Origin of the sequence: Corynebacterium sp. HMSC30G07, assembly GCF_001806945.1 — a bacterium.
Classification (GTDB): Bacteria; Actinomycetota; Actinomycetes; order Mycobacteriales; family Mycobacteriaceae; genus Corynebacterium; species Corynebacterium riegelii.
Window position 1 is genome coordinate 38,453 of sequence record NZ_KV786456.1, and the last position, 12,599, is coordinate 51,051.

The 12,599-nt window shown below is 62.4% G+C and carries 15 protein-coding genes; 5 read left to right on the forward strand and 10 right to left on the reverse strand.

The features are described from left to right. Window positions 1-27: 27 nt before the first annotated feature. A complete protein-coding gene (locus tag HMPREF3104_RS04200; RefSeq protein WP_246816349.1) occupies window positions 28-1,035 on the reverse strand; it encodes a LacI family DNA-binding transcriptional regulator in 1,008 nt (335 codons plus the stop codon). A 22-nt stretch (window positions 1,036-1,057) separates the two neighbouring features. Here HMPREF3104_RS04200 and HMPREF3104_RS04205 point away from each other — a divergent pair, with 22 nt between their 5' ends. Beyond that, window positions 1,058-1,843: a CE1 family esterase gene (locus tag HMPREF3104_RS04205; RefSeq protein ID WP_083278927.1), complete on the forward strand. Its 786-nt coding sequence runs from the start codon at window positions 1,058-1,060 to the stop codon at window positions 1,841-1,843. On the opposite strand, the gene rlmB is transcribed toward HMPREF3104_RS04205, so the two are convergent. The 6 genes from rlmB to HMPREF3104_RS04235 all read right to left on the reverse strand — a co-directional run bounded on the left by rlmB (window position 1,806) and on the right by HMPREF3104_RS04235 (window position 7,108). Beyond that, window positions 1,806-2,747, reverse strand: a complete 942-nt coding sequence (gene rlmB / locus HMPREF3104_RS04210) for a 23S rRNA (guanosine(2251)-2'-O)-methyltransferase RlmB (protein ID WP_070494522.1) — start codon at window positions 2,745-2,747, stop codon at window positions 1,806-1,808. The genes HMPREF3104_RS04205 and rlmB overlap by 38 nt on opposite strands. Then, window positions 2,748-4,100, reverse strand: coding sequence for a cysteine--tRNA ligase (cysS, locus tag HMPREF3104_RS04215; protein ID WP_070494523.1), 1,353 nt, complete (start codon window positions 4,098-4,100; stop codon window positions 2,748-2,750). 5 nt (window positions 4,101-4,105) lie between these two features. Beyond that, on the reverse strand, window positions 4,106-4,606 hold the full coding sequence (gene ispF / locus HMPREF3104_RS04220; RefSeq protein ID WP_070494524.1) for a 2-C-methyl-D-erythritol 2,4-cyclodiphosphate synthase: 501 nt from the start codon (window positions 4,604-4,606) through the stop codon (window positions 4,106-4,108). Between the two features lie 11 nt (window positions 4,607-4,617). Beyond that, window positions 4,618-5,724, reverse strand: coding sequence for an HNH endonuclease signature motif containing protein (locus tag HMPREF3104_RS04225; RefSeq protein ID WP_070494525.1), 1,107 nt, complete (start codon window positions 5,722-5,724; stop codon window positions 4,618-4,620). Between the two features lie 114 nt (window positions 5,725-5,838). Further along, on the reverse strand, window positions 5,839-6,534 hold the full coding sequence (gene ispD / locus HMPREF3104_RS04230) for a 2-C-methyl-D-erythritol 4-phosphate cytidylyltransferase (RefSeq protein ID WP_070494526.1): 696 nt from the start codon (window positions 6,532-6,534) through the stop codon (window positions 5,839-5,841). Next, on the reverse strand, window positions 6,524-7,108 hold the full coding sequence (locus tag HMPREF3104_RS04235; protein WP_070494527.1) for a CarD family transcriptional regulator: 585 nt from the start codon (window positions 7,106-7,108) through the stop codon (window positions 6,524-6,526). Before HMPREF3104_RS04235 ends, ispD begins: the two co-directional genes overlap by 11 nt. Window positions 7,109-7,261: 153 nt before the next feature. Between HMPREF3104_RS04235 and HMPREF3104_RS04240 the strand changes: the two genes are divergently transcribed. The 3 genes from HMPREF3104_RS04240 to disA are packed head-to-tail and all read left to right on the forward strand — an operon-like array spanning window position 7,262 to window position 10,229. Then, window positions 7,262-7,783 (forward strand): hypothetical protein, encoded by a 522-nt coding sequence (locus HMPREF3104_RS04240; protein ID WP_246816350.1) that lies wholly within the window; start codon window positions 7,262-7,264, stop codon window positions 7,781-7,783. A 26-nt stretch (window positions 7,784-7,809) separates the two neighbouring features. After that, a complete protein-coding gene (radA, locus tag HMPREF3104_RS04245; RefSeq protein ID WP_052206157.1) occupies window positions 7,810-9,195 on the forward strand; it encodes a DNA repair protein RadA in 1,386 nt (461 codons plus the stop codon). Beyond that, window positions 9,192-10,229 carry a DNA integrity scanning diadenylate cyclase DisA gene (gene disA / locus HMPREF3104_RS04250; RefSeq protein WP_168156355.1) on the forward strand — a complete coding sequence of 346 codons (1,038 nt, stop codon included), beginning with the start codon at window positions 9,192-9,194 and terminating at the stop codon, window positions 10,227-10,229. Before radA ends, disA begins: the two co-directional genes overlap by 4 nt. A gap of 24 nt (window positions 10,230-10,253) precedes the next feature. Here disA and HMPREF3104_RS04255 read toward each other — a convergent pair whose 3' ends face one another. After that, window positions 10,254-10,970, reverse strand: a complete 717-nt coding sequence (locus tag HMPREF3104_RS04255; protein ID WP_070494530.1) for a hypothetical protein — start codon at window positions 10,968-10,970, stop codon at window positions 10,254-10,256. 9 nt (window positions 10,971-10,979) lie between these two features. Beyond that, on the reverse strand, window positions 10,980-11,582 hold the full coding sequence (locus HMPREF3104_RS04260) for a carbonic anhydrase (protein WP_052206152.1): 603 nt from the start codon (window positions 11,580-11,582) through the stop codon (window positions 10,980-10,982). A gap of 22 nt (window positions 11,583-11,604) precedes the next feature. Here HMPREF3104_RS04260 and HMPREF3104_RS04265 point away from each other — a divergent pair, with 22 nt between their 5' ends. After that, window positions 11,605-12,450, forward strand: a complete 846-nt coding sequence (locus HMPREF3104_RS04265; protein WP_070494531.1) for an HhH-GPD family protein — start codon at window positions 11,605-11,607, stop codon at window positions 12,448-12,450. Here the strand turns inward: HMPREF3104_RS04265 and HMPREF3104_RS12265 are convergent. Next, window positions 12,429-12,599, reverse strand: coding sequence for a DUF4236 domain-containing protein (locus HMPREF3104_RS12265; RefSeq protein WP_141738122.1), 171 nt, complete (start codon window positions 12,597-12,599; stop codon window positions 12,429-12,431). The two genes, HMPREF3104_RS04265 and HMPREF3104_RS12265, sit on opposite strands and share 22 nt — an antisense overlap.

Below are 12,599 nucleotides of genomic sequence, written 5' to 3' on the forward strand. Positions count from 1 at the left end.
CTTTCACGCTAGGTCTCTCACGTTGGGTCAGTCCGTGCGTGGGGGTGCGATGGTGGCGCCGGGGACGAATTCGGTGTCCAGAAGCACGCGGGTAGAGCTCCCAGTAGAACTCGGCGAACCTCCTGCGAGGAGATCGCTGAGAAGGGTGGCGGTGGTGGTGCCTTTGAGGTGGTTGGGTTGACGTACCGTCGATAAGCTGCGAAGCTCTGCTGCCTCAATGCCATCGAACCCGGTGACTGAGAGATCATGGGGCACGCGGTCACCGTAGGCAGCGAGGACGCCGAGTGCCATGGAATCCGTGGTGCACAACACGGCGGTGAGGTCCGGGTGGCGGGCGAGCAGTTCGCGGGCACCATCGGCGGCGGAGTCAATGTCGTTGAGGTGGCGGGTGACCACGGGGACGTTGCCCAGCACGGCGCGCGCACCTTCGACGCGGGCGCGCTGTACCTCCAGGTCTGCCAGAGTAACGTCAGCAACCTCCCCGTTGAACGGAGTGGAGAACATGCGCTTAGCCAAAATGCCCACGCGCGTGTGCCCGGCAGCCTTCAGCGCATGGGCTGCGGACTGGATCGCCGTGTAGTCATCAATGCCAACAAACGGGGCGTCGACCTGTTTCGGCTGGTCACACACAACAAGTGGCAGGCCGCGGGCGATGGCTTCCTGCAGCTGGGGGTCGTGTTCGGGAACGGAGTAGACCACGATGCCGTCCACAATCGCATCGTGCACGCTCGCACACGCGGGGATCAGGGTCAGCGAGTAGTTCTTGATGGAAGACAACCCGGCGAGGAAATCCACAGACGCGCGGTCTTCGAAGGCGAAGCTGAGCTCTTCCGTCAGCACCACCCCAACGGCCCCGGTCTTTTGCGTGCGCAAGGAACGCGCCATGGGGTCGGGGCCTGCGTAGCCTTGGGCTTTCGCGGCAGCCAGGATTCGTTCGCGCAGCGCCTCTGAAAGCTGGTCTGGGTTGTTGAAGGCGTTGGACACTGTGGTGCGTGAAACGCCTAGTTCTGCGGCCAGTGAAGCAAGAGACGGCATGCAGCCGATAGTATCGCGTGCCATGCGGCATTCCATGGACTACGGCGGGCTTGAGCGCACTTGGATTCAAATCGACGGCGACCCGGGCACGGCGATCATGTTTTTGCACGGTTCGCGCCAGTCGGCGTCGGTGGTGCGTAACTCTACTAACCACCAGTTCGAGGGCCTCGGCCCGACGGTGGTGTACCCGGATGGCTACCACCATCATTTCAACGATCTTCGGGTCGAGTTTCAGGAGCGTGCCCGCCGCGACAACATCGATGACGTGGGTTTTCTCACCGCGCTGGCTGGCCGCTTCGACCGGGTTATCGCCTGCGGTTTTTCCAACGGTGGGCAGATGGTGCTCAGGCTTCTGTGGGAGTCACCAATCACCTTCGAGGCAGCAGCGTTATTTGGGGCTTCTTTGCCTATCGACGCCAACGTCATCGAACTCTCCGCCCCCTTCACCCCCACCCCGCTGCTGATTGTCCAGGGCACCGAGGACCCGCTCGTGCCTTACCAGGGCGGTATGTCTGGCATTGGCAACGCGAATCGCGGGGAGACAATGTCCGCCATGGATTCCGCAAGGCGCCTGGCGCGCTACAACGGTGCCGAAACGCAGCACACCCACACACAGCATGACGGGTACACGGAAGACACCTGGAACGCCCCGGGCGCCCAGCCGGTGAGGTTGGTGTCGGTGGCGGGGGTGGGGCATCTCGTGCCCGTCGATAAGCAACTAGACCCTCGGTTGGGACCGGGGACCGACAAGGTGACCGGGGCGCAGCTGCTTACGCGTTTCCTCGACGCTGCCGGGCAAACTCACTGAGCACCACGCCGGCGGCAACGGAGGCGTTGAGGGATTCCACCCACGGCGCCATCGGCACAGACATGATCACGTCACAATTCTCACGCACCAGGCGCGAGATGCCCTTGCCCTCGCTGCCAACCACGATGACCACGGGGTCCGTGCCGCCGTCGAACGTATCCAGGGTGTGCTCCCCGCCTGCGTCAAGGCCCACGACCATGTAGCCGTTGTCCTTGAACTGCTTGATGGTGCGCGTCAGGTTGGTCTCACGAGCCACCGGAAGGCGCGCCGCAGTACCGGCGGAGGTACGCCACGCAACACCCGTGACCTGCGCGGAGCGACGCTCCGGGATCACCACACCGTGGCCACCAAACGCCGCCGTGGAACGAATCACAGCACCCAGGTTGCGCGGGTCCGTGATGTTGTCGAGCACGACGAACATGCCGGTCTCGCCACGCTCCTTCACGCTAGCGATCAGGTCAAAGACGTCCGCGTACTTGTACGGCTGAATCTTCAAGCCCACGCCCTGGTGCATGCCGTTGCCGGTCATGTCATCCAGCTGCTGGCGCGGCACCTCATGCACCGGGATGCCACGGGAGTTTGCCAAGGTCACAGCTTCGCTCAGACGGTCATCGTGGCCGGTGCCAAACGCCACGTAGAGGGCCTCTGCAGGCACCTTGGCGTGCAGGCACTCCACCACCGGGTTGCGGCCAACCACCAGGTCAGCCTGCTCCTTTTCGTGACGACCCTGATTCCGACGCTGCTGCTCCAACTTCCGCTTGTGCGCCGCGTGGTACACGCGGTCCTCCGCCTTGGGCGTGGCACCTTTGCCGCGCAGCCCGCGGCGGATCTGCCCGCCAGAGCCTTTTGTTGCGCCCTTCTTGTTTTTCTTCTGCTTATCGGGGCGGCCGTACGGTTTCGCCATTTACTTCATCTCCCATTTCGGTCCCTCGGGGGTGTCCGTGACCTCGATGCCGGCCGCTGCCAGCCTGTCACGCACTGCGTCCGCCTCGGCCCAGTCCTTATTCGCGCGCGCCGTTGCACGTCGCTCAAGCTCTGCGCCCACCAGCACGTCGAGTGCCTTGGTGCTGTCACCCGCAGCGTCTTCACGCCACTGGCCTGGGTCGATGCCCAGCACTGCCGCCATCGCACGCACCTGCGCCGCCGCGGCGGTGACCGCCTCAACGTCTTTTGCTTTGTTGCCTTCGCGCACGGTGTTGTGGATCTCCGCCAGCGCGCGCGGCACCGCGAAATCATCGCACATCGCGGCTTCAAACGCATCGGTCCAGGTTGTCGGCTCAGGGTAGCCTGCTCGCTTCACAAACTCCTCAATGCGCTTGTAGCCCGCGGCCGCCTCCTGGAGCGCCTCCGGCGAATACTCCAGCACACTGCGGTAGTGCGCGGAGCCCAGGTAGTAGCGCAGCTCCACCGGGCGCACCGGCATGGCGTCCAGGGAGAGCACGTTGCCCAAAGACTTGGACATTTTCTCGCCTGCCATGGTCACCCAGTGGTTGTGCATCCAGAAGTTGGCAAAGCCATCGCCCGCCGCGTGCGACTGGGCCTGCTCGTTCTCGTGGTGCGGGAACTGCAGGTCAAGCCCGCCGCCGTGGATGTCAAACTCCGGACCCAGGTACCAGGTGGACATCGCCGAGCACTCCAAGTGCCAGCCGGGCCGCCCGTCGCCCCAGGGGGTTGGCCAGTGCGGCTCGCCCGGCTTGGCTGCTTTCCACAGGGCGAAGTCCAGGGCATTTTGCTTATCGACGCCCCCCTCACCCCTCAAATCCTCCACCCTATTACCGGAAACCGAACCGTAGTCCCCGCCAGCCTCGACCCAGGCGTTGACGTCGAAATAGACCGAGCCCTTGGAGGCATAGGCAAAGCCCTTGTCAATCAAGCGCTGCATGTAATCGACCATCTGCGTCACATGCCCGGTGGCGCGCGGCTCCGTACTCGGCGGCATCACGCCAAGCGCGTTATAGGCGCGGGTGAACTCGCGCTCATAGGTGGACACCCACTCCCACCAGGGCCGGTTGTTTTCGGCGGCTTTGTTCAAAATCTTGTCATCAATATCGGTAACGTTGCGGACAAACGCCACGTCATAGCCGTTGGCCAAAAACCAGCGGCGCACGATGTCAAACGCCACACTAGAGCGCAAATGCCCAATATGGGGGGCCGATTGCGGGGTGGCTCCGCACACGTACATGGAGACGTGGCCGGGCTTGAGCGGCTCAAAATCTCGAAGCGTTTTGGTGGCAGTGTCAAAAATCTTTTGTTGCACGTTTCTTACCCTACTTTGACCAGCGCCGTCGCAATCGCAGCGCGCCCCTCACCGGAGCCAGTAAAACCCATGTGGTCCGTAGTGGTCGCGGACACCGACACCGGCGCACCCAACGCCTCACTCATCACCTGCTGGCACTCCTCGCGCACCGCCGACATCTTGGGGGTCTGCGCGATCAGTTGGGCGGAGGCGTTGATGATGGTGACGCCTTTGGCGTCGCAAAGCAACTTGAGCTCCTGCAACAACTGCACACCGCGCACACCGTCATACTCCGGACGACCGACGCCAACAAACGAGCCAAGGTCGCCCAAGCCTGCGGCCGAAAGCACCGCGTCCACGATGGCGTGGCTGACTACATCGCCATCAGAATGGCCCTCACAGCCGTCCTGATCAGGGTGAAGAATGCCGGCGATCCAGCAGTCCTTGCCCGGCTGGATCTGGTGGGCATCAAAAGCAGTACCAACGCGGAAGGCGGAAAGCGGGTTCGGGGTCGGGGAAGATTCCATGACCCCCGATCCTAGTTGGCGTGGACGACCACCTTCGCCGGGTCATGGTTGAACAGGGAGCGCATCCCGCCGAAGGGGTGCAGCGTGTTCGCCCGTGCGAACCCGCGCGGAGAGACCCACACCGGTGCCCCGCCGCGCATCTCAATGTGGCCACGGCGAACCACATGCACGTCATCGTCATTGACACGATTGTGATACCGGCACAGGGGCGCCAGGTTGCTCACATTGGTCTCGCCGCCGTTCTTCCACGCTTCAATGTGGTGGATCTCGCACTGGTCCGCGCCACGGCGGCAGTCCGGACTGGTGCAGATCGGCTGCGTGGCCCGCGCCATGTCGCGCTGCTTCGCGTTGGCGAACCGCTCCAGACGGTACTGGTTCACCGCGCCTTCCGTCGGGTGGAAGGCCACCGCCTCCAATTCGTTGTCCCGGTTGGCGGTGTGGGCGGTGAGGAAGTCGGCGCCGGTCATGGTGGTGCCATCAGTAAGCCCGAGCACAACGTCATCGCCCTCGCCACGGATAATGCGCACCCACTCTGGCAACGGGATGAGCAACTGCGGCCGCGGAACAGCATGCGGCACTCCCCCGCCGCTGCGTATAAGCGCAAGGAAATGCTCAAGTAATTGCTCCGCAAGAGGCAAATCTGGGTCCACCTTCTGCAACAACGCGTGCTCCAAGTCGGCGACATCACGCTCATCTGCCCAGAACATCACCCGACGCCGACCATGACGCGACGCCGAAATAGTCATCTTCTTCTCCGGCGCCTTGTCCGCGCTGGGCAGAATCTTCCTGACCAGCGCGAGCAGCGCCTTGTACGTACCGCGCACGGAGAGCATAGTCAGCCGCAGCTTGTTGCGCGTCCGGTTGTTCTTAATCTGCCTGAGCTTCTTCTCAATGTGGATGAGCTTGTCCAGGCTCACCCCCTGCACACGAGCCTTCTCCCGCGCCTGTCGTTGCTTCGACGGCGACGTCGTCGGACCGTAATACGCGTCATGCACGAGCTTCCAGTTATTCGCAGTTGTCTGCGACATCCCGGCATCCAACGCGGCTTCGCGGTCAAACCCTTCCAACATTTCTATTGCGCCCCCCGAAAGGGCCTCGATCACATTTTCAAAGTTCATGCCCCAAAGATATTGACCAAAAGTGCCCTTCTACAAGGGTTTTTGAGATTTCCCACAGTTCTCAAATTTATGGAACCGAACAGGGTTTGAGGCAGTCTAAATAAGGATGGGGCTTTATGATTCCGCCTCATCGGTAATGCGCTGTGCCAGCATAAAGTCGACCGGAGTGGTGATCTTGAAGGCCAGCGGGTCGCCCTCAACGGTGGCTACGGGGATGCCGAACCACTCCATCAACGAGGCATCATCAGTAGCCACAAAATCCTGCGCACCCGCAAAGTAGGCCTTGTTCGCCTCGCGCAAGGTGCGCAAGTCAAATCCCTGCGGCGTTTGCACCGCGCGCAGGCGAGCACGATCGGGCGTGGATTCCACGAACCCGTTGTCCACCACCTTGATAGTGTCCGCCACCGGCACAACCGGGATCACGGCTTGCACACCATGTTCAACTGCAGCGGCGACACGCGCGATCATCGCTGGCGGTGTCAGTGCGCGGGCGGCGTCGTGGATGAGCACCGTAGCGTCGTCAAGCGGGATGCTCTGCAACGCATTCCACACGGAGTTCGCACGCTCGGCACCACCGTGGACAAACGTCACATCGTGGCCCTGCAGCAAGCGCGCGGCAAGCGACTCCATCTCCGGAGACACCACAACGTACACAGCATCCACTACCCCCGATTGCGCCATCGCACTCACAGAGCGCTCAAGCAAACTGCGGCCGCGAAGCTCCACATACGCCTTCGGCAACGCAGCGCCCAAACGAGTGCCCTGGCCCGCCGCCGCCACAATGGCGATAACTGAGGGCTTAGTCCTCATCCTCATCGTCGAAGCTCAGATCATCCAGATCCAGATCCTCATCATCCACAGCATTCGGATCCTCGCTGATGCCGGCCTTCACCTGCTCCTCGATGATCTTGGCAATGCCGGACTCCATCTCCTCGACCTTCTTCTCATCCACCGGCTCAGCCAGCGCAAGCTCACCCACCAAAATCTGGCGAGCCTTGCCCAACATGCGCTTCTCACCAGCAGACAAACCCTTGCCCTGGTCACGGCGCCACAGGTCACGCACAACCTCCGCAACCTTGTTAATGTCACCCGACGCCAAACGCTCCTGGTTAGCCTTATAACGGCGAGACCAGTTGCCAGCCTCCTCAACGTCGGTTTCACGCAACACCGAAAAAACGCGCTGCAGGCCCTCTTCATTGACCACGTCACGCACGCCGACAAGCTCAGTGTTCTTGATCGGCACACGGACCTCAAGGTCGGACTGAAGGATCTGCAACACCAGGTAGTCGAGGGTTTCCCCACCGATCTCACGCTGTTCAATATCTGCGATCTTTGCGGCACCATGGTGCGGGTACACCACAACTTCCCCGACCTTGAACTCCATACGTCACTCCTTAGTGGCTCAATTGCCCCACAAGACTACCACTGGGAAAGTTAGAAATAACTGGCAGCGGAGACTAGAGTTAATCCCATTGTCATTGCGTTGGTTATTGTCTTGCGCGAAAGAATATCCAGAAAGATTATGGAGGCACTCCCCGTGAAGTCCTTGAAGCCGGTTGCTGCAATCGCTTGCGCTATGGTCCTGGCTGGCTGCTCTGCAGGTCAGATCACCCAGACCGCCGACCAGGTCGCTGCTGTTGATGGCGCCACCGCATTCACCGAAGACGGCGCAGTGTCCGTCCAGGATGTCACCCTGATCCTCACCGAGGATGGCCAGGCTGCACTGAAGTTTGTGGCAACCAACCAGGACACCTCCATGAAGGACCACACCCTGCAGGCCGTAAGCGTTGCCGGCACCCCAGTCAACCTGGGCGTATCCAAGCCGGTGACCTACAACTGCAGCCTGGTCTCTGACTCCGCTGAAGGCCTCAACCGCATCCCGCAGTCTGATGATCCGTGCATCCAGTACGTGCCAAACACCGTTGTGAACAAGGACTTCGCGTTCGCAGGCAACGTCCCGGTTTCCTTCACCTTTGACAATTCGACCGTTGAGGTGGACGCGACCGTTTCCGCACCGAACCTGGTGTCCGGCCAGGAAGACCGCGACTTCTCCAAGTAAGCACGCAAAAGGCAAAGTAGAAACACTTGGCCAAAAAGGCGCGGGTAATCCACACCTGCTCTGAATGCGGGTACTCCTCCCCCAAATGGTTGGGGAGGTGCCCCGAATGTGGATCTTGGGGGACGCTGCAGGAGGAAACTCTTGTCAGCACAGGTAGTGCCGCGAAAAGCGGCATCGGGGGTAACGTCAGCGTGACCGCAGGGGCACTAACCCCTGCCACTCCGGCACGCCCAATCACCAAAGTCGCGGCCGACGCCGCACACGCAGTGCCTTCCGGCATCGGTGAGCTTGACCGCGTGCTTGGAAACGGGGTAGTTCCCGGCTCCGTCATTCTGCTTGCCGGTGAGCCCGGCGTGGGTAAGTCCACGTTGTTGTTGGAGGTGGCGTCGAGGTGGGCGTCGATAGGCAAAAAGGCTCTTTATGTCACGGCGGAGGAGTCAGCTGGGCAAGTGCGGGGGCGCGCGGGGCGAACCGGCGCGCTGCAGGACACGCTGTTTCTGGCCGCTGAATCCAACCTGGATACGGTGTTTGGGCACGTCAAAGAGGTCAAACCCAGCCTGCTGATCGTAGATTCGGTGCAGACCATGCACGCATCCGGTGTGGAAGGCGTTGCTGGCGGTGTGGCGCAGTCGCGCGCTGTGACGGCCGCGCTGACCACGCTGGCCAAAACCACGAACCTGCCTGTGCTGCTTGTGGGACATGTGACCAAGGACGGCAACGTGGCCGGCCCGCGCGTGCTTGAGCACCTGGTGGATGTGGTACTGAATTTTGAAGGCGACCGGCAATCCAGCCTGCGCATGCTGCGGGGACTGAAGAACCGTTTCGGCGCAACCGATGAGGTGGGCTGTTTCGAGCAGACCGCAGACGGCATCCGAGAGGTGTCGGACCCATCAGGGCTGTTTCTGAGCCACCGCGGCCAAACACCGGACGGCTCGGCCGTAACCGTGGCCATGGATGGAGTGCGCCCCATGCTGGCTGAGGTGCAGGCATTGACGGTGGATCCGGTGAATAAGTCACCACGCCGCGTGGTCACGGGCCTAGACGGCAACCGCGTGCCCATGGTGCTTGCAGTGCTGCAGGCGCGCTGCGGGGAGCGCACCAACGATAAAGACGCATACGTGGCCACCGTGGGTGGAGTGCGCATCACGGAGACCGCCACGGACCTTGCGGTGGCGCTGGCTACGTGGTCCTCGTTGCACGAGAAACCGCTGCCGGAAAAAACGGTGGTTGTAGGCGAGGTTGGCCTTGCCGGTGAGCTGCGCCGCGTGCCCAACCTGACTCGTCGTCTGCAGGAGGCGGCGCGTCTGGGCTACACGCGCGCGATCGTGCCCGCCGGTGAGAAGGTGAGTGTGAAAGGGATGCGCGTCCAGCAGGTATCCACGGTGGCCGAGGCGATAGGGTTGCTTGCGTGACACTGCGTGAAATCTTGGCCAAGCTCTCCCCAGGCACCCCGCTTCGCGACGGTTTGGAGCGCATCCAACGCGGCCGCAGCGGCGGCCTCATCGTGCTGGGAGATCCCCCGGAAGTAACCAAGATCTGCGACGGCGGCGTGACCTTCGACGCCCCTTTCTCCCCCACCCTGCTCCGCGAGCTTTCCAAAATGGACGGCGCGGTGATCTTGTCCGCCGACGGATCACGGATCACGCGCGCGAACGTCCAGCTTGTGCCCTCGCCGGAATACGTAACGGTCGAGTCAGGCACCCGCCACCGCGCCGCCGAACGCACGGCGTTGCAGACCGGCGTGCCCGTGGTCAGCGTATCCGCCTCCATGAATACGGTGACGCTGTACCACGACGGAACCCGCCACCGCCTGGAGGAATCCGCCGTACTGATCGCGCGGGCAAACCAGGCGCTGTCCACCATTGAGCGCTACCGCCAACGCTTAGACATGGCCAACCAGCGCCTGTTCGTTGCAGAGATGAACGGGTACGCCACCGTGGGTGATGTGGTGGGCACGCTGCAGCGCCAGATGATGTTGGAGCGCGCCGCCATGGACCTGGATCTGACCATTGTGGAGCTTGGCTCAGACGCCCGCCAGCTGATCCTGCAGCTGACCGAGCTTGAAGGTTCCAACGCCACTGACATTGAGATGTTGGTGCGCGACTACATCGCCGCCGACACGGTGCCAACCGATGAGCAGGTCACCCGCGCCGTGCGCGCCCTCGAGGCACTTCCCGATGCAGAACTGCTCCACTCCTCCGCGCTTGCCCGCCAGCTGGGGCTTCCGGCTTCCGAGGAAAACCTCATGCAATCAGTCGTGCCGCGTGGCTACCGGGCGCTTTCGCGCGTGCCACGCGTGCAGAAGTTCCTCATGGACCACATCGTTTCCGCCTTCGGCGAACTGCCGACGATTGTCAACGCCACGCCCGAGGAGCTCAGCAGCGCCGACCACGTCTCCGGCCTGTGGGCGCGCCACATCGCCGAGGGCCTGCGCCGCATTAGCTAACGCCGCATTAGCTAGCGTTTCGCGTTACGCCGTGAAGTTGAACGGTGCGGCGTCCGAAGCATTGTCGCCGATCACCGCGTGCAGGTAGTAAGAGCCCGCCGGTACTGTCTTACGGTCGGTGCATGCGCCCGGCGCGGATGCAGTGCCGGACCAAACGGCCTGGTACGGGCGCTTCTCGCCGGCCGGGAAGGTCTCCTGGCCAACCACGATGGAGGCGTAGCAGTCAGTGTCGCTCCACACGCGGGCGTTGGTGGCCATGTCGTAGACTTCGAAGCGCATGTCGCCGTCGTTAAGGTCGAGCACGCAGTCGGTGTCGGTGGGGTTTTCCACTTCCATGAAGATCTTCGGCGAATCTCCCACCTTGAACGACGGGAACTCTGTTAGCGCTGTAATGCGCAGGTCAGACAGCTCGCAGGAGCCTTTCGCGAGGGGCTCTTCGCTTGCCGACGCCTCCACGTCCCCCTCTTTTTCCGCATCCGTCGCGGTGGCCTCCGTCGTGGCTGACGTTGGAGACTCAGCGTCTTCCGGGGCGGGCACCGTCGGCTCCGTCACGGGCGTGATGCTTGGGGTGACGTCCGTGGAAGCGACTGCAGCGTCAGAGCCGTCGCCGGAGTTGTTTCCGGACTTCGCTACCGCGCTTAAACCCCAGACCACTAGGACAACAAGGATCAAAAGAACGACAAGCGCACCGACCCTGCGGCGCACATAGATCTCGTCTGGGAGCGGGCGCTGGTTTGTCATGCCCTCACTCTAGTTCGCGAAATGCTCCCAGACGGTCTCGACGCGGCCGCTGTCAAGCAGGTAGCGAGCCGCCACCACACCCGTCCCCTCTTTGTTAATGGATGGGATGCGTTCCACCAGGTGCTGTGCGGTGATCTTCGCGTGGGTTTCTTCGATCTTCTCGCGGGAGTTCTCGCCCGCCGCACGTGCGGCCAGGACGGACGGCGCGATCTTTTCCATAAACACGCGGGTCAAACCGTGCGGTGCATGCTCTGGGTCCTCCACCGAACCGATCGCGGCACCGATAGCGCCACACGACTCGTGCGTGAGCGCGACGACCAGTGGTACGCCAAGGCCCTCTACGGCGTACTCCACACTCGCCGAAACTGCCGCGTCCACGCAACCGCCTGCGGTGCGGATGACAAACAGATCCCCGAAGCCGGCATCAAACAGCAGCTCGACCGGCACACGGGAGTCGCTACACGCCACGATCGCAGCGACCGGGTTTTGCCCTTCGACGATCTCTGCGCGGCGGCGCGGATCCCTGTGTGGCGTTGTCGCCGAATCTGTAGCGAAGCGCTCGTTGCCTTCCAGAAGGCTGTTCCAAACCTGACGTGGGGAAGAATGTTCCATAGTCACTATTGTTGCACTCATTGTGAGCCTGCAAGACGAAATCATCCACTGGTATTCCGACAACGCCCGCGACCTGCCGTGGCGCAATGAATCGACCACCCCGTGGGGCGTGTTGGTCAGTGAAGTGATGAGCCACCAAACCCAAGTTGAGCGCGTCGCACCCATCTGGGTGGACTGGATGCACCGCTGGCCCACGCCCGAAGCGTTTGCCGCCGCCAGTACTGCCGACGTCCTACGCGCCTGGGGGTCTCTGGGGTATCCCCGCCGTGCACTTCGCCTCAAGGAGTGTGCGCAGGTCATTGTGGATGAATGCGGCGGGGTGGTTCCGCGTGGCGTCGATAAGCTGCTGGCTCTTCCCGGAATTGGTGAGTACACCGCGCGCGCTGTCGCCGCATTTGCATACGGGCAGAACGTGGCGGTTGTGGACACCAATGTGCGCCGCGTCCACGCGCGTGTGGTGCTTGGGCAGGAAAATCAGAAACCCCGCAAATCCGAAATCGCCGACGCCACCGAGCTGCTGCCGCCCGAGCAAGGGCCCGTGTTCTCCGAAGGGCTTATCGAACTCGGCGCGCTGGTCTGCAAAACCAAACCCGTCTGCGAGGCATGCCCAGTTAGTCAGTGTTTGTGGCGCGAGCGCGGCTACCCCAAGACGTTTGTGAAGGCGCCCTCACAGAAGTTTGCGGGCACCGACAGGCAGGTCCGCGGCAAGATCATGCGCGTGCTTCGCGACGCCCCTGGCCCCGTCCCCCAATCCGACATCGACGTGGTGTGGCCCGACGATGCACAACGATCGCGAGCGTTGTACTCCCTGCTCGAAGACGGCTTGGCCGTCCAAAACGAACGCGGCTACTTCCACCTGCCGCGGTAGGTCATGCCGCCGGGCAGCTTGATCCACACGCCGCCGCGGGAGTTGAACGTCACCGGCCCGACCTTGGTAGACATCGAAGCGCCGGTGCCGGTCTGGTTAATCCAGACGTTCTTGCCAACCTTGTGCCGTTTCCGATACTGAAGACCCAT